Source organism: Rothia endophytica (genome assembly GCF_928381505.1).
Taxonomy (GTDB): Bacteria; Actinomycetota; Actinomycetes; order Actinomycetales; family Micrococcaceae; genus Rothia; species Rothia endophytica_A.
Genome location: NZ_CAKMSJ010000006.1, coordinates 105,646 through 128,950, shown reverse-complemented (window position 1 = coordinate 128,950; position 23,305 = coordinate 105,646). Strand labels below are relative to the sequence as shown.

Here is a 23,305-nt window from a genome sequence, read left to right as displayed (position 1 = left end):
ACAGAAGACACCGAAATTGTTAAACTGAGGAAAGAGAAATACCCGATGAGCGAAGAAGTCCACGAAACACCATCCACCACCCCGAACTTCCAGACCGAGCTGGCGGCCCAGCTTGCTGAGCTGATGCCCGAGGTCATTACCGACGGCAAGGTGGACGTGGAGAAGCTCAAGGAACTGTTGGACGGCGACGCTGCCGACAGCAGTGAGCGGTTCGGTCTGTTCTGGCCGGGTAAGAAGCGTGCCCTGCGTGCAGCGCAGGAGCCGACCACGGCGACGCTGCGCCCCGACTTCGAGAACTCGAAGGACTGGGACACCACCAAGAACGTGTTCATCGAGGGTGACAACCTCGAGGTGCTGAAGATCCTGCAGAAGCACTACCACGCCAAGATCAACCTGATCTACATCGATCCGCCGTACAACACCGGCAAGGACTTCGTCTACCCTGACAACTACCGTGAGGGACTCCAAACATATCTGGAGTACACGGGCCAGCTCAGTGAAGATGGTAAGCCGAAGAGCTCGAATGCTAAGAATTCTGCTGAGAACCCGCAGTATCACTCGGCCTGGCTTAGCATGATGTATCCGAGACTGAAGCTCGCGCGGAACCTGCTCACTGAAGACGGCGTCATTCTGATTTCGATCAACGACGTCGAACAGGCGCAGCTACGTCGTTTGTGCGACGAAGTCTTCGGGGAGTCGAACTTGATTTCACAGTTCGTTTGGCTCAACGAAGGAAATGTTGACCAACAGAGCAAGGTGAAAGGTGTCCACGAGTACGTTCTCGCCTATGCAAGGAATGCGTCCAAGTTTGCGCGCCCTTCGGTGATCGACCCGAACATAACAGAAGATAGCAAGCTATTCAAGGACGTGATCGAGAACTCGATTACGAAGAATGGTCCAGCAAACCCGGCATCGACTGTTGAGCTTCCCATCGGATTCCCAGCTAATTTCACCTCCGGTGCTATCGCGAAGCGAGACGACGCATTTCCTCACGTCCTCGATGAGGTCGTGGTGGCGGAGGGTAGCGTTTCCGCACCTGCTCGAGTCCGTAGCGGCTGGAGCTCACGCAACCTGCTTGATCTCTTCATCCGCAATGGGTGTGTACCGATCGAGGACGGCGAGGGCCGCGAAACCTGGTTCGAGTTGCGCGACACGGGTGCGATCTACATGATGAAGCGTCGCTCCGATGAGCAAGGGCATGTGCTGTCGGTTCTACGAAACCTGGGCACAACGAAGCAGAACAGCTCGCTTCTGGCGTCATGGGGGCTCAAGTTCTCCTACCCGAAGCCAGTCGGGCTGATCGAGTACCTCGTGTCTGTTTTCACAAAGCCCAAGGAGGAGGCTGTTGTACTCGATTTCTTCTCTGGCTCGGCAACTACTGCGCACGCGGTCATGGCGGCGAACCTTCGCGACGGTGGGAACCGTGTGCATCTTCAGGTGCAGCTCCCGGAGCCCGTGGAAGGCGGAAGCGGAGCGACCATTGCAGACCTTGCGCGTCGGCGCATTGCCGCCGCAGCGGAGGCGGTGTCCAGTTCTCGCCGCGACCAGCTTCAGACGGACGCGGCTGACCGCGTGGATGTAGGCTTCCGGAGTTATCGCTTGGCGGACACCAACTTCTCGAAGTGGAAGGTCTCGAGCGATGTTGACCGGACCGAACTCGAGCAGCACCTCTTCGATCTGCGTGAGTCGAGCAGCGCTGATGACGCGTCGGCGGACGATCTTCTCACGGAGGTTCTCCTCAAGCAGGGCTACTCCCTGACCGAGCAGATCGCGTCGGTTGAGGTAGCCGGCCTCGACCTGCGCTCGGTCGGTGACGGCATCGTGCTCGTCTACCTGAACGAGCACGTCAAGCCGACACTCGAGCAGCTGCGCTCTGTCGTGAATGAAGACCCTGCCCGTCTGATCCTCCTTGACGATGCCTTCCAGGGTGACGATCAGTTGAAGACCAACCTTGCCCAGCTCTGCAAGAGCAAGGGCATCGAGCTCTGGACGGCCTGATCATGGGAGACAACACAGCGAGTAGCGGATTCAAGTTCGACGCCAGTCAGCCCTACCAGCTCGACGCGATCAAGTCGGTCGTCGACCTGTTCGACGGTCAGCCGAAGGATGCCGAGAAGCTCGAGACGACCCTGCGCGGCCAGGTAGCCGCTGTCAACTCAAGCGATGACACGACGCTCGACCTCGACCTCTCGCAGGAGGTCGGCGCCGTCGGTAACCGCCTGGTGCTCGACCGCGACACGGTGCTCGCGAACCTGCAGCGCGTACAGGACAAGAACGGCCTCGAGGTCGCCGCGAAGCTCTTCGACGACTCTGCGCTCGACTTCGATATCGAGATGGAGACGGGTACAGGTAAGACGTACGTGTACCTCCGCACCATCTTCGAGCTGGCCGCACAGTACAATTTCACGAAGTTCATCATCCTGGTGCCGAGCGTCGCGATCCGGGAGGGCGTGAACACGAGCATCCGGCTCATGCGCTCGCACTTCGAGGACCTGTACAAGAAGCGCAACATCACCTTCGACTCATCGGTCTACAGCGGTAAGACGGCCGAGGAGGTGCAGTCGTTCGCGACCTCGACCAACGTGCAAATCATGGTGATGACGATCGCTTCGCTTCGCGGTGACAAGAACACACGAATCATTCATCAGACGCGGGACAAGCTGAACGGTCTCAAGCCGATCGACTACCTGAAGGCGACGCACCCGGTCGTCATCATGGACGAGCCGCAGAACATGGAGTCCCTGCTCTCCCAGTCGGCCGTGAGCGAACTCGACCCCGTGTTTACGTTGCGTTACAGCGCGACGCACAAGAAGCTCCGGAACGTCGTTTACCGGCTCGATCCGGTCGACGCGCACGATCTCGGTCTGGTGAAGCAGATCGTGGTGGCGGACGTGCAGCAGCAGGGTGCGGACGCGACTCCGTACATCAAGCTGGTCGAGGTCAAGAACGACAAGGGCTGGATTGCGCGGCTGGAGCTTTCCTGCCGCAAGGCCGACGGTTCGCTCGAACGGCGCGTGGTGAACGTCAAGCAGAACCAGGAGCTGTCCAATCCTCGCCTGACGAACAACGCGAATTACGACGGCTGGCGCGTCAACGAGATGAGCATCGAACCCGCATACGTCGACCTAACGCTGCACGGCTATCTGTATCAGGGCGAGAGCATCGGCGGATCGTCGGGCGCGATTTACAAGGAGATGATCCGAGAGACGATCAAAGAGCACCTGCGCAAGGAAACGCAGTTGCGCGCCAAGGGCATTAAGGTGCTCAGCCTGTTCTTCATCGACAAGGTGGAGAGCTTCCTCGGTGACGGCTCGAACAACAACGATGCGAACGGCCAGTTCGTGCAGTGGTTCGACGAGCTGTTCCGTGAAGAGCGTGCCAAGTCACCGCAGTGGCAGGAGCTGCTTCCGCAGGACCCGGCTGAGCTGCGTCGCGGCTACTTCTCTGTCCTCAAGGGCAAGAAGGGCGCGGCGGACAAGTTCCAGGACACGTCCGGCACCACGAAGGCCGATGACGACGCATACGAGCTGATCATGCAGCAGAAGGAGCGCCTGCTCGACGAGAACGAGCCGACTAGGTTCGTGTTCAGCCACTCTGCCCTGCGCGAGGGCTGGGACAACCCGAACGTCTTCCAGATCTGCACGCTACGTGAGATGGGCGCCGAGACGGAGCGACGCCAGACGCTCGGCCGTGGTCTGCGCCTGCCTGTCGCCAAGAGCGCGGGTGGCTATGAGCGCGTGGCCGATCGTGGCATTGCGACGCTGACTGTGGTGGCGAACGAGTCGTACAAGCAGTTCGCTGATGCGCTCCAAAAGGAGTACAAGGACGCGGGCGTCGAGATCGGGCGCGTGCGCAAGGCAGAGTTCTCGAAGATCCCGCTGCAGAACCCTGACGGTTCACTCACCGACGAGAACCTCGGCTACGAGGGCTCCGTGTCGATCTGGGAGCACCTGCTCGCGCAGAAGTTCATTGACAAGGATGGCGCCGTGCAGCCGAAGTTCCAGCCGAAGACGCTCGACTTCAGCCTCAACATGCCCGTCGACTTCATATGGGCTGAGCCGTTCGTCATCGAGCTGGTCGGCCGCGCCAACATCGGCAAGTACGTGAAGCCGAAGAGCAAGCGGCACTCGCGCAAGCTCAACAAGGAGCTGTTCGCGAACCCCGAGTTTGAGAAGTTCTGGGAGACGATCAGCCGACGCACGACGTACCGCGTCGAGGTGGAGCGCGACAAGATCATCGAGAAATCGGTCAGAGCGATCAAGGAAGCACCGGACATCGACCCGCTGCGCATCCAGGTCACCCGCGCGGGCGTGAAGGTGCTTCGCGGTGGCGCGAAGGGCCAGGAACTCGGGTCACGTCAGCAGGAGCTCCGAGGCAGCTACGACCTGCCCGACATCATCGGAGAGCTGCAGGAGGCCACTTCCCTCACCCGCAAGACCATCGTCGACGTCCTTGTCGGCAGCGGCCGGCTGGGCGAGTTCATCGCGAACCCGAACGACTTCATCGCCATGGCGAAGCGCCTCATGCAGGCCGAGCTGGCGAAGCTCGTTGTCGATGGCGTGCAGTACGAGAAGATCGCAGGCTCCGTGTACGAGCTGCGTGAGCTGCGCAAGGACGGCGAGGAGGAGAAGGAACGCTTCCTCGACCAGATGTACAAGCTGGAGAACGCGGACAAGTCGACCTTCGACTACGTCGTTTACGACTCTGACCCCGAGCGCCAGTTCGCGGAACTGCTCGACGGCCGTGAGGACATCAAGTTCTTCATGAAGCTGCCGGATAGGTTCAAGATCGACACCCCGGTCGGGCCGTACAACCCTGACTGGGCGATCGTGAAGCACGAGGACGGTGAGGAGCGCGTCTACATGATCCGCGAGACGAAGAGCACCGAGGACGAGATCAAGCGCCGCCCCACGGAGAACGCCAAGATCAAGTCCGCGCAGCAGCACTTCGAGGCGATCGGCGTGCCGGACTACGCGGTGTCGGTTCCGGGAAAGTGGCGGGTGTGACAGGCCATGTTCGGGCCGTCCCCGTTTGGGAGCTGGCATGAGTCCAAGGCCGGGCGGCGAAGCCGACAAGCTCGGTAACAGGTATGAAGCAGCCTGGGCGATACGGCATGCGCTTTTCTGCATCATCGACAATGAGAACTCGTTCACACTTGAAGAGCTAGACGCCGATATCGGCAGGGGTTCGGAGTTCACCTATCGGAGCAGTGCGACAACTGAAGTCCACCAGCTAAAGCGGCAAAATGGAAACAGTAATAGTTGGACCGTGAAGGCTCTCGCCGATCTTAAAGTATTCGATGCGGCTGCAGGACATGTTGCTGCAGGTCGCGAGTACCATTTCGTCTCTCTCGTACCTTGCCGTCCTCTTCAAGAGCTCGCGGAGCGCGCGCGTCGTTCATCAGACTTAGCACAATTCACGCACTCGCAGCTCACCGCTGAACTTCGTCCCTTCTTCGACCAGCTGACTGCCGAAGGAATCCTCGGCGGCTCGCAAAGCGCGTGGGAAACCTTGCGAGGCATGTGGTTCTCCGTTCAAGACGAGCGCGACATGATCCAGACGAACGCAATGCTTGCGGCAAACCAGCTCAGCGGCGCGGACGGACATATGATTGCGCTCGCCATCGGAGATATTCTTCTCGATAACCTCGGAACGACGCTGACTCGAACCGACCTGCTGGCATCACTCGCTCTGCGCGGAATCGTTCCTATTGAAGCCTCCACTCGCAGCAACGCTCGTGAACAAGTGCGCCAAGCCTCAAAGAGTTGGCGCGATTCCGTCAAGCGGGAGCTGCTCGAGCCTCGCATTGAGCGCGTCGAGGCGTCGCAGCTAGTAGAGACACTTGACTCCCACCGAACGAGCTTCGTGGCTGGATCTGCCGGAGGCGGTAAGAGCTCCGTGTTGCAACAGGCTGTTGAACTGCTCGAGGCGACCGGTGCGGAGGTGCTCGCCATCCGGCTCGACCGACTTGACGCATTCGCCTCGACAACGGAGCTCGGTAGGCAGCTAGGGCTGGAGACTTCGCCTGCAGCAGCGCTGGCGTTGGCGGCTGAAGGTCGAGATGCATACCTAGTCATCGACCAGCTCGACGCCGTCAGCCTCGCTTCAGGACGTATGCCGGAGAGGTTCGATGTCATTGTCGATCTCATCGGCGAGGCGCTTTCCCTAACTGGCGTCAAAGTGGTTCTTGCCTGTCGCGCATTCGACATCGAGAACGATCATCGGATTCGATCGTTGGCGGGCAAAAGCGACACGGCAACGATCTCTATCGGCCTCCTACCCGACGTTACGGTCGAAGCTGCGGTGATGAAGATGGGGCTCGATTCGACGCAGCTGTCGACTTCTCAAAGATCAATCTTGCAGACGCCGATGCACCTCGTCCTTCTCAAGACGATCGCTGGCCAAGCTGGAGCCTTGGCGTTTCAATCAAGGGGCTCCCTTTTCGAAGCGTACTGGGATCGAAAGCGACAGGCGTCGCGTGCGCGACGGAGCCAAGTGCGATTCAACGAAGTAGTCGCTCGTGTCGCAAAAGAAGCGAGTAGTCGGCAGACGTTATCCATCCCAGCAGAACTTCTGGACGAGGATGACCTGATCGAGGATGCCAACGTGCTCATCTCAGAGCATGTACTGGCACGCGACGGCGACCGAATCGCGTTCTTCCACGAGACCTTCTTCGACTATGCCTTCGCCCGTCAGTGGGGATCACGATCGGGGTCGTTGGTGGACTTCTTGCTTCACGATGAGCAGGAACTGTTTCGTCGTGCGCAGGTTCGGCAGATCTTGCAGCACCTGTCAGAACGTGACCCCGATCGCTTTCGACGTGAGGTGACGGCAGTTCTCGCGAGCGCTCGAGTGCGTTTTCATATCAAGCAGACAGTACTTGCCGTGCTCTCCAACCTCAGCGCTCCCACCAAGGAGGACACTGAGGTCATCCTCCAGCTAGTCAAAATTGCGCCGAGTATCGCCGAGCAGCTATGGCTGAACACACGCCGGGCGCCGTGGTTTAGACAATTCCACGAGGACGGCCATGTCGACGCGTGGCTTGATGGTGGTGACCCGGCGCTACAAGCGCGCGCTCTCAATCTGATGCTCAGCGGCACCAAGGATGAGCCAGCCAGGGTTGCCCGACTCTTGCACGCGCGTCGGTCAACGCCGCAGTACCTCGATTGGGTGCGATGGACAGTTGGGCGGGCTGACGCACACCGCAGCCGCGAGCTGTTCGATGAGTTGCTCGAAGCAGTCCGAGCTGGGGGATTCGATGATGCTGGGAGTGAACTGTGGCTGACCGTTCATGACCTCGCGAAACACGAGCCTCTCTGGGCGATCGAGCTGATTCAGGCGCGCATTACCGATCATCCCGAGGGTCTTCAGCTCACCGATGATGGCAGCGTTGGCCTCCTTAAGCTCCACGACTACAGTGCATCTGAACTGGTCCGCGAAGCTGCCACTGCCGAACCCCTCGCGTTTGCCCAGACTGTCGTGCCCTATCTCCTGCGGGTCATGGCCGCGACGGCTTACGAACCGCGCCCGGATAACCCGATTCCTGACCGACACTTCTGCCCCCGCATAGAACCGGACAACCTGCACGATCGCGACTTGGACGATGCGCTGTTCGCTGGATCACTCAGTGCGCTCGAAGTCGTAGCGGTCACCAAGCCAGACGAAATACGCCCGTTGCTCGACGCGCTTGCGGGAGACCCGCACGATGGAGCGCAATTCTTGCTTTACCGTGCGCTCACTTCGGGAAGCGCCAATTTTGCGGACTGGGCGGCGAGTCTTCTACTGGTCGGAGGTGCGCGCCTTGATTGCGGCTACATGTCGGACCCGCGCTGGGTTGCGCGTGAGCTTCTTCACGCAGTCGCGCCGCTTGTAAGTGACAAGGCCCATGAAGAGTTGGAGATCCTGGTTCGGGACTTGCGTAATCCTTACGAGACGCAACGTAGCTTGGGCCGCTCAGCATTCACGTTCCTCTCGGCGATGGAAGAAGCGCGGCTGAGCCCTACAGGCGTTCGAAAGCTCGCGGAATATCGGCGGAAGTTCAACGAAACGGTGCCGTCCAAACCACGTGGAATTGTCGGCGGGATAATAGGTTCTCCGATCGCCTCGGATGCGGCAAGCAAGATGAGTGACGATCAATGGCTACGAGCCATGAGTCGATATGCCTCCGACGAAACTGACTGGGGTAGTTTCACAGGAGGCGCGCGCGAATTGTCGCATGTCCTTCGCGCTCAGGTTGCCACAAATCCAGTTCGATTCGCGCGGTTTGCGCTGCGGCTGACCTCGGAGCTCAACGCGGCCTACGCTGACGCCGTGCTGATGGGCCTTGCGGACGCGGAACATTCAGTAGAGGCGGCACCGCTCGTGTACGACGCGGTTCGGCACATCGCTGCGCTTGGTCATGAGGACGTCGACCGGTGGCTCGGCGGTGCACTTCGTCGGTATTACCGTGAGGTTCCGCTCGACCTGGTCGAGTTGATCCTCGATCGCGCCCTGCACTCTTCCGATCCTAAAGATGACACTCCAATCTTCACGCGCGACGGAGACGATGGCAGAGGTGCTGCGGATATGCGACAGAACTCCATCAATACTGCGAGGGGGAGCTTGGCTAAAGCTCTGGGCGACCTGCTCGTCTACGACGCAGATGGTGATCGGACTGCGCTCGTTAGACCTCATCTTGGTTCATTGGCAAGCGATCCCGTCATCTTCGTCCGAACGTCGGTTGCGTACACCGTGGCGGCCTCCCTTCGGCACGCACGACCGGAAGCCGTGGCGGCCTTCCATCGACTGATCGACACCGATGATCGGATCCTGGCGACTAACCTTGTCCAGCAACTGATGCTCTACATAGGCGACGTCGACTCCGCGATCATCGTGCCAGTCATTGAGCGAATGCTCAGTTCGTCAGACGCGGAAGCTCGCGAGGAGGGCGGAAGACTCGCTGCGTTCGCCGCCCTTGAATGGGGCCGCAATGAACTGATGACGTGCGCACTAGCAGGCGACACAGGCACACGGAAGGGCGCTGCCAAGGTCTGCGCGAATCGCATCGACCGAACGTCGAACGTCCAGCTCGCAAGCTCCACCCTGAAGCGCCTGATGCTTGACGAAGAGCTCGAAGTACGAGAAGCCGTAGCGGAACTAGCAGCGCACCTACATGACCAGCCGCTTCGTCAGTTCTCCGATCTGCTCGAGGCACTTATCGACTCGCCTGCGTATGAACACACGACACCGCAGCTGCTGATTACGTTGCAGCACACACCAGACAAAGTCGACGAGCTTGTTTTGCGGGTCGCCCGACGCTTCCTATCTTTTTTTGGAGCTGAAGCAAGCGATCTCCGGACTGGCGCGGCTGGAGATGCGCGTTACATCAGTCAGCTCGTAGTCCGTGGCCTTGCACAGTCCCGCGACAAGGAGCATCGTGGTGCATTGCTAGACGTTCTGGACAGCATGCTTGAGATCGGTGTCTACGGTGTCGATGATGCGATTTCGGCTGCCGAACGACAGTGATCCCAGGTCAGGCTCGGGGTCTGCTGGGCGAGTAGGTGACATTTGAAGCGGCGCGGATCATCGCCGAGGCGGCTGAGTAGCGAAGCGCCTCAGCGGAGGCGGCCATGCGGGTCGCGCATCCGAACACCGACACCCATGAGCGCGATACGGACCGTCGTAGCGTTGAAGCCGAGCTGGGCCCCGACGGTTGCCAGTGACTCTCCGGATTCATACAGCTTGGCGGCGAGCGACACCTGGGTGGCGTTCATGCCTCGTGGTCGCTTGGCTGTGCCTGTGCGGTCGAGCACTTCGCTGACGGTGACGCGGTGGATGCCGTGACGCGCAGCAATCTGTTTCATCGTCTGCCCTGCTTTGTACTCGGCGACGATGGCGCGCTCCGTCTCAGCAGGCAACTGCTTGCCTGCCCGTGCGGGTCGCGGAGACCGAGGGGTGCGTTGCGGGGCTACGCCTCCGATCTGACCCCTGGCCTCTTCGACCAGACCATCGATTTGACGGGTTGTCCCGTTTCGATTGCAGTAAGTCTTTAGGAGCCCCACAGAGCAAATGCCCTCACACTAAGTGTGAGGGTGTTTTTTGTTTAAGGCTGAGTTTCTTATGGTTCAAGCGCCTAAGCTTTAGCTGCGTAGGCTCTGAAGCGGCGCTGGGTGACGGTGATGGGCGCTGAGTCCAAATGTAGCAGCGCATCTGCATGCGTATCTACGGTGAAATCCTCGGGGACGTCCCAGGGCACCAACTCCAGATAGGTTACTAGCGCTTCGGCGTCCTTGAAGGTCATACGGCCCGACCAGTCCTCAACCGTCGTAATCTCCAGACCTGCTACCTCTAGATCTGAGCAATAGTTTTCTGCGGTGACGTGAGGGTACTGGGGCTCGCTGCCAAACCAGTCCTGAAATTCTGGGACCTCAAGGCCGTGCACTTGCTGGGTGAGAAAGCGCCCACCGGGCTTGAGGATACAAGAAGTTTCCACACGCTAAGTTTTTAGAATTTTCTTTGATGCTACCGAAGTCTCTTTCCTCACGATAGGCTTCACTAAGAACTACTGTAAGGAAGCAGATGTTTACTTTTGAACGTATTGACCCCGTAGCTGAAGCGCAAGAGCTCATCGACTTCATGACAGCCCAGCCTTGGCCCTATCACGTGAACCCTCATCCAACGGCGGAAGACATTAGACAAGCTATCGAGGCAGGGGCTTACCGGGATGAAGAGAATGACTCCTACTGGATTCTGCACCGGACGCTGGGGCGGGTTGGTTTTGTGCGTCTTGAAGACTTAGAAGACCCAACACCGCTTTTTGACCTGCGGCTAGCCGAGGAGCATCGCGGTAAGGGCTTCGGCAAAGACGTACTGCTAGCGCTCACCGAATGGGTCTTTGAGAATAACCCCCGATTTGCTCGCTTTGAAGGGCAAACCCGCGAAGATAACGTCCCGATGCGGAAAACTTTTGTTCGAGCTGGTTGGGTTAAAGAAGCCCATTACCGTGAAGCCTGGCCTGTGGCAGGCGGCGGAGCTGTTACATCGGTTGTCTACGCAATCTTGCGCCGCGACTGGGAAACAGGATTTACTACCCCTGTTCCCTGGGACGACGATCCCCAGTAAACCTGGTTGCTACGAACCTTAGTCTCTAGAGCATTGGTTCTTTGAACGGACATTTTTACTATGAGCTACGTGGTTGTATGACATAGTTGGGGTGAGTCCCGCAGCTCAGACGGGCACGATTAGTTAGCACGGAGGGCACCATGCCGGAGTTAGTGTTTCCCCACCCCACCGAAAGTCTTGAGGGAAAATATGTAACCCTTGAGCCTCTATCGCTTGATGGGTTGTATGAGGTTGCCCCAAAGCTGTGCGTACCGGAGGTCTTTGCCGGTGGGCACGCCGGAGGTATTGCTGCCCTGCCTATCTCGCCCGAAGAATACGTAAAGTTCTTTGTCGACTACTGCCCCTGGTTGAAAGGTGGGCGGAGCTACCTTGTGCGCTATAAGGGGGAGCTGGTCGGCACCACGTCCTTATATAAGCTCAACCCAGCTACCGAGAGTCTGGCCATCGGCTATACCGCCTATGCGCCGGAGGTCTGGGGCAGCACAGTCAACCCTGACACTAAATACACCCTGCTCTCCTGGGCCTTCGAACACGGGTTTTCGAGGGTTGAATTTGAGGTGGCGGGAATCAACTCCCGGTCAGCTGCAGCCGTCAGTAAGTTGGGGGCAGCTCTTGAGGGGGAGCTGCGCCGCAACAGAAGGATGGCGGATGGCAGCTGGGATAGCACCCTCATCTTCAGCATCCTGACCGACGAATGGCCCCAGGTAAAAGCGGGACTACTCAGCCGCCTTGGCGCCTGAGTTCATCTAGAAAGCTATCAACACGCATTATTGATGATGCGTTCAGAGGCTCTTTGGGCTTCAATAGTTAGTTCTTCCTCTGACCATCCATGTAGATAGGCAAATGCGACAGCCTGGAGCGGGTGAGACCGACGCAGAATTTCAGCACGGTCAGCTAGCTGTGGGCTGGCTAGCTGGGGGAGAAGCTGCCACCCATGCCAGTTAGCCAGGCTGGCCACATCATCAGCCGGGTCAGATACCGATGCTAAATCCCAGTCGAGTACCGCTGTCACCTGTTCACCGGCGAACAGCATATTAGAGCCGGCCAAATCGCCGTGAGTGAAGCCTAAATCAGCTGATGTGAGTTTTGATTCTTGGCTTTTGAGCTGATGAATAATTTCCAAGGCTGGGTCTTGCGCCCCAGCGTCCAGCAAAGGAACTATCTCTTCTAGAACGTCCAACCACTGACGACCTCCACAGAAGACATGGGGCTCGGCAAGATAACTTTTGAGTCCGCTGGTTTCTACACCCTGAATTTCATCAAGTACGGTTTTCAGTGCCCTGGGGTCACCTGATCCAGGGGCGTGTGGGCTACCCGTAAGCCGGACGGTGGGAACGGCAACTATGTCACCTTCATCTAGGATGTCTGCTGCAGACCGCGGTATTTGGAAAGAGAATTCTGGCAGCTCATCAACGAGACGCTGGGTCCGTTTTAGTTCCTGGGCAGTTATCTCGTCACGAGCTATACGTATAGCCAGGTCTTGCGTCAGCACAATCACTGAACTGGTGCCGGTTTCAACGATTTCTTGAACCTTCTGCCCGGGAGCAACCGCGTTCGCTACTTCTAAAATCTGATGGCGAGCCAGATTCTGCTGCTTTACCTGTGGCATCTTAAACCTAATCTGTCTGATGAGCTCTACAAGACAGTATATTTAGCCTCGGTGGCAGTAACGGCCAGGAGGCTAATAAGCATGGCAACCATCGTGCTTTTTCACTGGGGCAACGACTGCTTGTTGGGGCGGTTACCTGTCGCTGTGGAGCATAGCGAAGACTAACGTGTCGGTTCATTCACCTTTGCTCCACCAGTCCTGGCGGAAGTGAGCCTCTTGCCGCATATCTTGACCGCCTCTAGTGACCTGCCAGCACCATGATGGCCGCTACCAGGATGAAGAGGGAACCAAAGACCAGGTTGAGCGCTCGCTGCCCGCGCACCGAGTGAGAGAGCCGGGTTAGCGATTTTGCCACCACCGCAAAACCGCCCCACATGACCACGATGTCAATAACAATCATGGTGGTCGCCAGCATCATATATTGGGGTAGCTGCGGCTGATCCGGGCGGATGAACTGCGGCATGAAAGCCAGAATAAAAACAATAGCCTTAGGGTTAGACATATTGACCCAAAAGCCGCGGTTCACCAGTGAAAGCGGCGAACCGGGACGCTTGGGTGCCCTCTTGCTTGCACCCTCAACCTGCGCGGGTGTGGCGTCCCGGGTTGGTTCTACTTTTGCCAGCATCATACGAATACCCAGGTAGACCAGATAAGCGGCGCCGCCGTACCGGATGACGTCAAAAAGGATAGGTGACTGGGCAACGATGACCCCCAGCCCGGCAGCCACAATAGCGATTTGTGTCAGTAATGCTAGCTGTTGCCCCAGCACCGTAAAGAATGAACACCTCCAGCCGTAGAGCAGGGAGGTCGTCATGGTATTGACCGCACCGGCTCCCGGCGTCAAACTGATGACAAGGCAGGCGGCCACGAGAGAAAGCCAGAGGGTGAGGGTCATAGACAACAATCCTAGGGTTGGGGCTGCCGCAGCGGAAATATGCTGACCAGCTACTGAGAATACAGCTGGTGGTGCTTGCTCCCCGATAGCAATAACCCGGCACCACATTGGGCGCCGGGTTCTAACCATTGAGAGGAATGAGACACAGGGACTAGTTCTTGGGGATGGGCGGGCCCAACCACAGCAGAGTAAGGTAAAGAGCCACCACAAAAGCAAGCAACAAAATAATTGCCAGTAGGGGGTGACGAAGCACCCAAGCCTGAACCTTTTCTACCAGGGTGCGCGGTGACTGACCGCCGGGGGCAAGGCGCCACCCGCCGTCCAAAAGGCCGCGCTTCTTAAGAAAAATTTCATAGGGCACGGTTGCAAAAGGCACAATGGCTAGCAGTACGCCCATGATGCCTAGAGCAGGCTTCCACTTCTGATTAACCCAGACGAAGACCGTGACGGTGGCGTAACTCAGAAAAATGAAGCCGTGCAGACCGCCGGCAAGAGAAACGAAATCAGCAAGACCAATCGCCCTGCTGACAATAGCGGCGATCAGACCAGCCCAGGTAACCATCTCGGCAGCTGCGAAGAAACCAAAGAGCTGGTGCGGGGTGGGTGACGATGAAGGGGACATAGTTCCGTCCGGGGTAGAAAACCGTTGCACCACCACTGTACCGGCTCACCCTCAACACATACCAACCCCATCAGCGCTTACTTTGGTGCTCTGAGCCTGGAGCAGGGCACCACCATAGTTCTTACCCGGAAGGATACAGCGTGGTGTTCCTGCTGGAATAAAGTAGGGCCCTGACTAGTTATTCACCCTAGAAAATTTACCTAGAAAGAAAAGTGTTTCCATGAAGATTGAAATCTGGTCCGACATTGTTTGCCCCTTCTGCCTCATTGGCAAACGCCACCTCGAACTTGCCCTGGAGCAGTTTGAACACCGCGATGCTGTTGAGATTATCTGGCGTTCTTTTGAGCTAGACCCAACAGCGCCGGCAAGGGTCGAGGGGACGCTGGCTGAGGCTGTTGCCCGCAAATACGGTATTAGCCTGGAGCAGTCAGAAGCATCCCAACGAGACATCGCCGCCCGAGCCCAAGCCGTCGGACTAACCTTCAACTGGCAAAAAGCCCAGTACGGAAACACCTTTGACGCCCACCGCATGATCCATCTTGCGGCTGCGCACGGAAAAGCCGGTGAAGCCCAACAAGCCTTCAAGACCGCCTACTTTACCGACGGCAAATCGGTAGCTGACCCCGCCGTCATCCGCGAGATTGCCCTGGGTCTAGGTCTGCCTGCACCTGAGGTAGAAGAAGTGCTCACCACCGAACTCTACGCAGATGCCGTGCGCGCTGACGAAAACCAAGCCCGTAACTACGGCATCAGCGGTGTGCCCTTCTTCCTCATTGAAGGCAAGTGGGCCATCAACGGTGCCCAACCCGTTGACTTTATTCTCGGTGGCCTGCGCCAGGTCTGGGAGCAGCTACACCCTGCAGAACCCAAACCCATGCTGCTCACCGTCCCCGGAGCAGAAGGCGGAGCAAGCTGTGGCCCCGACGGCTGCTAACCTCCTCCCGCTAACACCCCCACCTGCACCCAACCGCCTCTCAACATAGACCACTGAACACCAAAGAACGGCTCACCCGCAGGCTCACTACAGCACACAGCCCCTGCTAACTGGCAGGGGCTATATGCTATGACAACCAAACTTAGCCTTTCACCATCGCCCGGCGGCTCACCACAAAACCCACCAAACCAAGCAACCACACCAACGGAACAGCCAACCAAGCCTGCCCAAAAGACACCAAAGAAAACTCCCCAGAACGCTCCAACCACACACCCATCAACTGCGCAGCCACCATACCCGCAGTAAAACCACCCATATTCGCCAACCCAGTACCAGCCGCCAAAACACCCGGCGATAAGCGCTCGCGCACGGTGTCAAAACCATAGTTGGATGCTGGGACGAACATACCCAGCAGAGCAACAGCTACCAGCAGCAGCCAGAAGGCTCCGCCTGCCTGGAAGAAGACCAAGAAGCTCAGCACGATCAAACCAGACATGGTAATTGCCGCGTACTCACGTTTGGCACCGAACCCGGGGGAGATGGCTCCCAGAAGCGGGCCAGAGAAAATATTGACCGCGGTGCAGAGCACCAGTGCCATACCTGCGGTCTGAGCCGATAGACCCAGCCCCAACGTCATCATGGGTACACCCCAAATAAGGGTGAAAACGATCAACGGCACCAAGCCCATCCAGTGCACGAAGAAAGCTTGCCAACAGACCGGTGACTTCAGCACCGACCCTAGACGCGCTGAAAAGGAGCCTAAGGGGATGGGCGTGGTGAGGGGCTGACGCGGTGAGTCCCGCAGCGCTACCCAGGCGACTAAACCGACGAGAATACCCACTGAGCCCAGCGATACGAAGGCCACCGTCCATCCCTGCACCTTAAGGAGTGAAAGAAAGGGAATAGCTGACAAAAATTGGCCCAGTTGCCCAATAGCTGCTGATGTTTGGGCAATAAGTGGAGCCCTTTTGAGGGAGAACCACTCGGGGATTAGCCTCATGAGGGAAAGAAAAGCGGTGGCATCGCCCACCCCAATAAGGGCTCTGGCGCCCAGAGCTACAGAGTAGGAGGTGGTGATGCCCAGAAGAATTTGCCCGCATGCCATGATGACGGCACCTATTGACATGAGCCGGCGGGGGCCGAAGCGGTCAATGAGAAGGCCCATCACAATCTGTGACAGCGCATAGACACCCACCTGCAAGGACGTGAAGACGGCAAGTTGCGAGGCACCTACATCAAAGCGTTCCAGCGCGAAAACGCCTGAGACACCAAAGGACGTTCGCCCGGTGATTGCCACCAGGTAAACGGAAACCGCCACCAACCACACTACAAACGCTCGACTCACCGGATCACAACCTTTCAACCCTTCCGATTATATGACCCGCCTAATCCGTAAATACTCATCACCCGCTTCTACCGTCGATATAGGTGCAAGAGCGGTTCGCAGTTAGAGAAAGGACGGGAAATAAACAGGGCGCGGTAGTACAGCTCACACTAAGAAGAAATAAACTTATATCAGCGGGTGAACAGCAATCGTGCACCCGCACCAAGAACTATCTAAGGTTAAAAATTATGAAGGCAGCACGTTTCTACGACCGTAACGACATCCGCATCGAAGAAATAGAAGAACCTACACCCGCCGAAGGAGAAGTGCTCATCAGCGTCGCTTGGTGTGGAATCTGCGGCACCGACCTTCACGAATATCTCGAAGGCCCCATCTTCTGCCCCACTCACACCACCCCACACCCCATCTCCGGAGAAACCGCTCCAGTTACTCTGGGGCACGAATTCTCGGGTGTCGTTGCAGCACTGGGTTCAGGCGTGACTGACCTCGAGGTTGGAGACCACGTAGTAGTCGAACCCTACATCATCGATGAGAGCGTTGATACCGGCCCCACCTCAAAGGATTACCACCTCTCAGAAAATATGAACTTCATCGGCCTCGCCGGGCACGGTGGCGGGCTTGCCGAAAAAATTGCTGTCAAACGTCGTTGGGTTCATAAGATCTCTAAAGACCTCCCGCTCGATGAAGCAGCCCTTATCGAACCTCTTTCTGTTGGCTACCACGCCGTGGAACGCGCTGGCGGAGTCAATGAAGGCGACGTTGCTCTTGTCGGTGGAGCCGGCCCTATCGGACTACTCACTGCTGCCGTCCTCAAGGCTCAGGGCGCAACAGTTATCATCAGTGAAATCTCAAGCCTGCGCCGCCAAAAAGCACTCGACTCAGGGGTAGCCGATTACGCGCTCTCACCGACTGAAGTAGTTGTCCCCGAAGAAGTTAAAAAGCTTACCGACGGCAAAGGTGCTGATCTCGCCTTTGAATGCACCTCCGTCAATGTCGTTCTTGATACCCTCTTCGATGCCATCAAGCCTCAGGGTGTCATTGTTGTGGTCTCTATCTGGGGCAAACCTGCCAGCTTGGACATGCAGAAACTTGTCCTCAAAGAAGTAGACCTACGCGGCACTATCGCCTACGTTAACAATCATCCTGAAACCATCAAGCTTGTGGAATCAGGCAAAATCAACCTCAAACCGTTTATCACCGGAAAAATTTTGGTCGACCATCTCGTGGACGAAGGGTTTGACACCCTCATCAACCGCAACGAGACGGCTGTCAAGATCCTGGTTACTACCGACCCCGAGCTTCTCGCTGGTCACCAGTAACTAAAAGGGGAGTCTTACTCTAAGCGCCACCGACCTTAGACGTCGGTGGCGCTTGTTTGCTCTATAGCTACAGTTTTACGCACAAACTGTCACAAACACCGGCGTAGCATTACCCCCAGAACCTGGGAGCACGCTATATTTTTATGTATGGCAAAGAAAAAAGTTACCCTCGCAACCGCCCTCGCGGCGTCCGCTCTTCTAGCAGGCTGCGCTCAGACCGTTGTTCCCGGCATGGGCATCGAAGAAATTAGCGACTGGGGTGGCCGTGACGACATCACCTTTGAGGTAATGGCATCGCTGGAGGGCAATGAAGCACCCGCCAAGGTCACTGTTTACCAGGATCAAATATCTTTTGACGGCAACACTGCTGAATTTACCGGCGAAGCTTTCTACAAGCTCACCGCAGATGACCTGACTGACCTCTCCGACTCTCAGATTCGTATCTCCGTTGAAGCAGAAGACCCCAACGCTGAGGTAGCCTGCGGTCTTAAGGGCACCGGTCTCACCCACCCACTGCACTCCACTGAAGCTGAAGGCACCGGCAGCGCATCCTGCGTGCTGAACGTCGACTAGCGAGCAAGCTCCACACCAAGACGCACCCCAGGGGTGGGCATCACCGGTAGATGCCCACCCCTTGTCTTAACTCAACCTCTATCTTGCGCCGCCACTGTTCTACCGTGGCGTGTTAGGGCGTAGAGTATGAAAAAATAAGGATTATGAGCACTTCAGGCGCACACGAATTCATGAACATAGCCCGAGAGGCAGCAGGCGAAGCTGTTAATATGGGTTTCCGTATCGGTAATAGAATCCACGCTCACCGTGAGCGCAGAGCGGAGCGGAACCAGCTTGAGCCGGTCATTGTGCCCAGCGTGGGCTACGGTAGCGATGGCTGGGTACGCGTGCTGGGGCGGGTGCTCTACAAAACCGATCTCTTTGAAGAATTTTTTGACTCCGTTGAAAAAGGCGATCCTGCCGTTGAGCCGGTGCGAGGCTGGCGCTCCTTCACTTCTGTGGCAATTTCATATGCAAAGATTACCGTTGAAATTGAAGGGGTTACCCACGAAGTTCAGGCGGACCGCGGCGGGGTCGTGGACGTCCGTCTCGAGCAGCAGCTCGAACCCGGTATGCACAATGTCACCATGCGTACTGATGGCGGACACCCAGCCCAAACCAGCGTTTATATTGTTCCAAAAGACCAGCAAATTGGAATTATCTGCGATGTCGATGATACCGTCATGAACACCGCACTTCCCCGGCCATTACTGGCAGCATGGAACTCCTTTGTGCTCAACGAGCATGCACGCAGCGCTACGCCCGGCATGGCAGTCATGATGGATCGCCTGCACTGCACCTACCCCTCAGCCCCCTTCATGTACCTTTCGACGGGTGCGTGGAATGTTGCGCCCACTCTGCGCCGTTTCCTGCACCGCAATGGCTACCCCAAGGGAACCTTCTTGCTCACTGACTGGGGCCCCACACCAGACCGCTGGTTTCGATCTGGCCAGCAACACAAGGTCAGCACCCTCAAGCGACTGGCGGCTGAATTTCCCCACATCACATGGATCCTTATTGGTGATGACGGTCAGCATGACCCCGAAATTTATAATGGGTTCGCGGTGCGCTACCCTCACAATGTTAAAGCGATTTTGATTCGCAACCTCACTTTTGGTGAATCGGTGCTTTCCTCTGGTCGTGTCTGGGGTGACAAACGCGCCCAGGAAATCACCAAGGGAGCGCTCTGGCTTGAAGGCAACGACGGCACTGCCCTCTACGAGCAGCTCAAAGAGCGCGGTCTAGTTTAGAGTCACACACCTCAGTCCTATCTCAGGACGCCGGCCCCAGAAGCAGCCCACAGCGGCTACCGCCCGGGCCGGCGTCCTTATCTATGCCTCGTTCTTGCCCACCAAAAAACTCGGCTTGTCAAGTGCCAGAGGCGCCAGGGACCCCGACACTCCGAGGCGAAAAAACTGCCCAAAATTTAAGGGGAGAGAGCGCTGATCTCAAGCCTAAAGTTCACGTTGAATCCTTGGCATCGGTTTAAACCGCGGAATCTTGCGGGTTAAAAAATCTATTCCCATCGGGGCATAAAACACCTGCTTTTAAGCTCACACCAACCAGCTTTCAGTCTCTCCCAAAAGAGCTTGATGTGGATAACTCTCAGAAACCGCGAGAACAAGCGGAACCAAGCTGTGGATAGTCGCATGTCTATAAAAAATTGGTAAGAGACCACACTATATTGGGGGTTGCGCTAGGAGGTGGCACTAGATGTAGTATTAAATCTCGGTTCGGGGCACAAGAGCTTTAGCCTTCAAAACCCCAACCAACAAACACGCCACTTCCCATATCCCCGCCTTAGGGATACCCCAAGGAGAGCCCCATCATGACCGTAACGGTGTACACCAAGCCCGCCTGCGTCCAGTGCAACATGACCTACCGTGCACTCGATAAGCTCGGCGTTAACTACAACACCGTGGACATCACCGAGGACGCCGATGCGCTGGCTCGCATCAAGGGTCTGGGATACCTGCAGGCACCGGTGGTTATCGCTGGTGATGACCACTGGTCCGGTTTCCAGCCCGATAAAATCAACGCTCTAGCAGCCGCCGCAGCCTAACGCTTTACGATAGCCCGGGCGAGAATTCCAGAGTGAATTGCCCGGGCTTCAGCGTGCGCTGGTGAACCGCCGGTATATCAACAGAGCAGAACACCCCTTGCGGAGATGATGAGCTATGGAGACTAAACCCCCAGAAGAAATGATGGCGACAGGTCAACCGACCATCGTTTACTTCTCGTCGGTCTCAGAAAATACTCATAAGTTCGTGCAAAAAACTGGCGTAGCGAATGTGCGAATCCCCCTTAAAACTGCGGAAGAGCCACCGATCATGCACGCACCCTATGTGCTCTGCGTGCCTAGTTACGGGCGTCCTGGGGGAGCCGGATCAATACCGCCACAGGCAGTTAAATTTCTCAACCAGCCCCAAAACCGTGAGCACCTGGTCGGTGTTATCGGTGCAGGCAATACAAACTTTGGTGCCCTCTACTGCATAGCAGCGGAGAAGGTTGCCACTAAATGTGGAGTTCCCCTGCTCTTTAAATTTGAGCTCATGGGAACCCAAGAAGACGTACAAAAAGTTCAAGAAGGATTGGAAGAATTTTGGAATCAAAACTCCCTGTACCCGGCCTCAGCGTAGAACCCGGTCACGAAGACCCCAGCACCCCCGAGAAATACCGCGGCATGGGCTACCATGAGCTCAATGCACTACTGAACCTCTATGATGAGAACGGCCAGATCCAGTTCGAGGCTGACCGCCAGGCAGCCCGCCAGTACTTCCTGCAACACGTCAATAACAACACCGTGTTCTTCCATGACCTGGAAGAGAAGATCGACTACCTGGTTAAGCACCAGTACTACGAGCCCGAGCTCTTTGAGGGCTACTCCTTCGACTTCATCAAGGCGCTCTCCAAGCGTGCCTACGCTCAGAAGTTCCGTTTCCCCACCTTCCTGGGCGCCTTCAAGTTCTACACCTCCTACGCGCTGAAAACCTTCGACGGCCAGCGCTACCTGGAACGTTTTGAAGACCGCGTGGTCATGACTGCGCTGTTGCTGGCAGAAGGCAATGAGCAGCTGGCAGAAAGCATTGTGGACGAGCTCATCTCGGGCCGTTTCCAGCCTGCTACTCCCACCTTCCTCAACGCAGGTAAGAAGCAGCGCGGCGAGCTGGTCTCCTGCTTCCTGCTCCGCATCGAAGACAACATGGAGTCCATCGGACGCTCCATCAACTCAGCTCTGCAGCTCTCTAAGCGCGGTGGCGGTGTGGCATTCGCCCTCACCAACCTGCGTGAAGCTGGCGCACCCATCAAGAAGATTGAGAACCAGTCCTCCGGCGTCATCCCCGTGATGAAGTTGCTTGAAGACTCCTTCTCCTACGCTAACCAGCTGGGCGCACGTCAGGGCGCCGGTGCAGTCTACCTGCACGCTCACCACCCCGACATCTACTCCTTCCTGGACACCAAGCGCGAGAACGCGGACGAAAAGATTCGCATCAAGACCCTCTCACTGGGCGTCGTCATCCCCGACATCACCTTTGAGCTGGCCAAGAAGAATGAGGACATGTACCTCTTCTCGCCCTACGACGTCGAGCGCATCTACGGCGTACCCTTCTCAGATATCAACGTCACCGAGAAGTACTACGAGATGGTCGATGATGCCCGCATCAAGAAGACGAAGATTAACGCTCGCGAGTTCTTCCAGACCCTGGCTGAAATTCAGTTTGAGTCTGGCTACCCCTACGTCATGTTCGAAGACACCGTGAACAAGGCAAACCCGATCGAGGGCAAGATTATTATGTCTAACCTCTGCTCGGAAATCCTTCAGGTCTCAGAGCCTTCCGTTTACAACGCTGACCTTAGCTACGCAACCGTAGGTAAAGATATCTCCTGTAACCTGGGTTCACTGAACATCGCCCTGGCGATGGACGGCGGCGACCTGGCCCAGACCGTTGGCACCTCTATTCGTGCACTCACCTCTGTCTCTGACCAGTCAGACATCACCTCCGTGCCCTCCATTGAGCGCGGTAACTCCATGAGCCACGCTGTGGGTCTGGGGCAGATGAACCTGCACGGCTACCTGGCTCGTGAGCACGTCTACTACGGTTCAGAAGAAGCACTGGACTTCACTAACATGTACTTCTACACGGTGACCTACCACGCCATCCGCGCGTCCATGGAAATCGCTAAGGAACGCAAGGAAACCTTTGTGGGCTTTGAGAAGTCAAAGTACGCGTCGGGGGAGTACTTCGAGAAGTACATCAACGGCACCTGGGATTTCGAAACCGAACGCGCCCGCGAACTCTTTGCAGGTCACTTTGTGCCCGGTGCTGAGGATTGGAAGCAGCTGGCAGCTGAGGTTGCTGAGCACGGTATGTATAACCAGAACCTGCAGGCTGTACCGCCCACCGGTTCTATCTCTTACATCAACGGCTCCACCTCATCGATTCACCCCATTGCATCGAAGATCGAGATCCGTAAGGAAGGCAAGCTGGGCCGTGTCTACTACCCGGCACCCTTCATGACTAACGAGAACCTGGACTACTATCAGGACTCCTACGAAATTGGTTACGAGAAGATTATTGATACCTATGCTGTAGCAACTCAGCACGTGGATCAGGGTCTGTCACTGACTCTCTTCTTCAAGGACACTGCGACCACCCGCGACGTCAACCGCGCCCAGATTTACGCTTGGCGTAAGGGCATCAAGACCATCTACTACTCACGTATTCGTCAGATGGCTCTTGAAGGCACCGAGATTGAGGGCTGCGTCAGCTGCATGCTCTAAAGCTCTGAGTTGCTAGCAAACCGCCGTTCCCCTGTGTGGGAGCGGCGGTTTGTTTTTGCCTTGCAGAGTGCTTAAATGAGGTTTATAGTCAATATAACTAATAAGTTAAACTGATTATTTTGGGGTGGCGCCTTTTGGAAAATTTT

At 56.9% G+C, this 23,305-nt stretch carries 18 protein-coding genes; 12 read left to right on the top strand and 6 right to left on the bottom strand.

What is annotated here, in order from left to right:
- The first annotated feature begins 45 nt into the window (after positions 1 to 45).
- From L6990_RS08630 to L6990_RS08620, 3 genes are read left to right on the top strand one after another with little or no spacing between them, the layout of a single operon-like run.
- On the top strand, positions 46 to 1,998 hold the full coding sequence (locus tag L6990_RS08630) for a site-specific DNA-methyltransferase (RefSeq protein ID WP_237203715.1): 1,953 nt from the start codon (positions 46 to 48) through the stop codon (positions 1,996 to 1,998).
- Positions 1,999 to 2,000: 2 nt separating this feature from the next.
- On the top strand, positions 2,001 to 5,006 hold the full coding sequence (locus tag L6990_RS08625; protein ID WP_237203714.1) for a restriction endonuclease: 3,006 nt from the start codon (positions 2,001 to 2,003) through the stop codon (positions 5,004 to 5,006).
- 37 nt (positions 5,007 to 5,043) lie between these two features.
- Positions 5,044 to 9,504, top strand: coding sequence for a hypothetical protein (locus L6990_RS08620; protein WP_237203713.1), 4,461 nt, complete (start codon positions 5,044 to 5,046; stop codon positions 9,502 to 9,504).
- An 89-nt stretch (positions 9,505 to 9,593) separates the two neighbouring features.
- Here L6990_RS08620 and L6990_RS08615 read toward each other — a convergent pair whose 3' ends face one another.
- Together L6990_RS08615 and L6990_RS08610 are read right to left on the bottom strand one after the other, a co-directional pair.
- Positions 9,594 to 9,842 carry a hypothetical protein gene (locus L6990_RS08615; RefSeq protein WP_237203712.1) on the bottom strand — a complete coding sequence of 83 codons (249 nt, stop codon included), beginning with the start codon at positions 9,840 to 9,842 and terminating at the stop codon, positions 9,594 to 9,596.
- A 269-nt stretch (positions 9,843 to 10,111) separates the two neighbouring features.
- Positions 10,112 to 10,471, bottom strand: coding sequence for a hypothetical protein (locus tag L6990_RS08610; protein WP_237203711.1), 360 nt, complete (start codon positions 10,469 to 10,471; stop codon positions 10,112 to 10,114).
- 86 nt (positions 10,472 to 10,557) lie between these two features.
- Between L6990_RS08610 and L6990_RS08605 the strand changes: the two genes are divergently transcribed.
- Both L6990_RS08605 and L6990_RS08600 read left to right on the top strand, forming a co-directional pair.
- The gene (locus L6990_RS08605) at positions 10,558 to 11,100 is read left to right on the top strand and encodes a GNAT family N-acetyltransferase (RefSeq protein WP_237203710.1); all 543 of its coding nucleotides are present in this window, start codon (positions 10,558 to 10,560) and stop codon (positions 11,098 to 11,100) included.
- Positions 11,101 to 11,240: 140 nt separating this feature from the next.
- Positions 11,241 to 11,840 carry a GNAT family N-acetyltransferase gene (locus L6990_RS08600; RefSeq protein WP_237203709.1) on the top strand — a complete coding sequence of 200 codons (600 nt, stop codon included), beginning with the start codon at positions 11,241 to 11,243 and terminating at the stop codon, positions 11,838 to 11,840.
- Between the two features lie 17 nt (positions 11,841 to 11,857).
- On the opposite strand, the gene L6990_RS08595 is transcribed toward L6990_RS08600, so the two are convergent.
- The 3 genes from L6990_RS08595 to L6990_RS08585 all read right to left on the bottom strand — a co-directional run bounded on the left by L6990_RS08595 (position 11,858) and on the right by L6990_RS08585 (position 14,226).
- On the bottom strand, positions 11,858 to 12,709 hold the full coding sequence (locus tag L6990_RS08595) for a phosphotransferase (RefSeq protein ID WP_237203708.1): 852 nt from the start codon (positions 12,707 to 12,709) through the stop codon (positions 11,858 to 11,860).
- A gap of 238 nt (positions 12,710 to 12,947) precedes the next feature.
- Positions 12,948 to 13,604 (bottom strand): LysE family transporter, encoded by a 657-nt coding sequence (locus L6990_RS08590; protein ID WP_237203707.1) that lies wholly within the window; start codon positions 13,602 to 13,604, stop codon positions 12,948 to 12,950.
- A gap of 151 nt (positions 13,605 to 13,755) precedes the next feature.
- Entirely contained in the window at positions 13,756 to 14,226 is a 471-nt protein-coding gene (locus L6990_RS08585; RefSeq protein ID WP_237203706.1) for a DUF3817 domain-containing protein, read from the bottom strand.
- Positions 14,227 to 14,446: 220 nt separating this feature from the next.
- Here L6990_RS08585 and L6990_RS08580 point away from each other — a divergent pair, with 220 nt between their 5' ends.
- Positions 14,447 to 15,160, top strand: coding sequence for a DsbA family oxidoreductase (locus L6990_RS08580; protein ID WP_237203705.1), 714 nt, complete (start codon positions 14,447 to 14,449; stop codon positions 15,158 to 15,160).
- 142 nt (positions 15,161 to 15,302) lie between these two features.
- Here L6990_RS08580 and L6990_RS08575 read toward each other — a convergent pair whose 3' ends face one another.
- Positions 15,303 to 16,505: an MFS transporter gene (locus L6990_RS08575; RefSeq protein ID WP_237203704.1), complete on the bottom strand. Its 1,203-nt coding sequence runs from the start codon at positions 16,503 to 16,505 to the stop codon at positions 15,303 to 15,305.
- Positions 16,506 to 16,732: 227 nt separating this feature from the next.
- Between L6990_RS08575 and L6990_RS08570 the strand changes: the two genes are divergently transcribed.
- The 6 genes from L6990_RS08570 to nrdE all read left to right on the top strand — a co-directional run bounded on the left by L6990_RS08570 (position 16,733) and on the right by nrdE (position 23,159).
- Positions 16,733 to 17,824 carry a 2,3-butanediol dehydrogenase gene (locus L6990_RS08570; RefSeq protein WP_237203703.1) on the top strand — a complete coding sequence of 364 codons (1,092 nt, stop codon included), beginning with the start codon at positions 16,733 to 16,735 and terminating at the stop codon, positions 17,822 to 17,824.
- 147 nt (positions 17,825 to 17,971) lie between these two features.
- On the top strand, positions 17,972 to 18,397 hold the full coding sequence (locus L6990_RS08565; protein ID WP_237203702.1) for a hypothetical protein: 426 nt from the start codon (positions 17,972 to 17,974) through the stop codon (positions 18,395 to 18,397).
- A 143-nt stretch (positions 18,398 to 18,540) separates the two neighbouring features.
- Positions 18,541 to 19,626: an App1 family protein gene (locus L6990_RS08560; protein ID WP_237203701.1), complete on the top strand. Its 1,086-nt coding sequence runs from the start codon at positions 18,541 to 18,543 to the stop codon at positions 19,624 to 19,626.
- 578 nt (positions 19,627 to 20,204) lie between these two features.
- The gene (gene nrdH / locus L6990_RS08555; RefSeq protein WP_237203700.1) at positions 20,205 to 20,438 is read left to right on the top strand and encodes a glutaredoxin-like protein NrdH; all 234 of its coding nucleotides are present in this window, start codon (positions 20,205 to 20,207) and stop codon (positions 20,436 to 20,438) included.
- A gap of 115 nt (positions 20,439 to 20,553) precedes the next feature.
- On the top strand, positions 20,554 to 21,015 hold the full coding sequence (nrdI, locus tag L6990_RS08550; protein WP_237203699.1) for a class Ib ribonucleoside-diphosphate reductase assembly flavoprotein NrdI: 462 nt from the start codon (positions 20,554 to 20,556) through the stop codon (positions 21,013 to 21,015).
- The gene (nrdE, locus tag L6990_RS08545) at positions 20,979 to 23,159 is read left to right on the top strand and encodes a class 1b ribonucleoside-diphosphate reductase subunit alpha (protein WP_440480495.1); all 2,181 of its coding nucleotides are present in this window, start codon (positions 20,979 to 20,981) and stop codon (positions 23,157 to 23,159) included. The genes nrdI and nrdE overlap by 37 nt, the downstream gene beginning before the upstream one ends.
- Positions 23,160 to 23,305 lie beyond the last annotated feature (146 nt).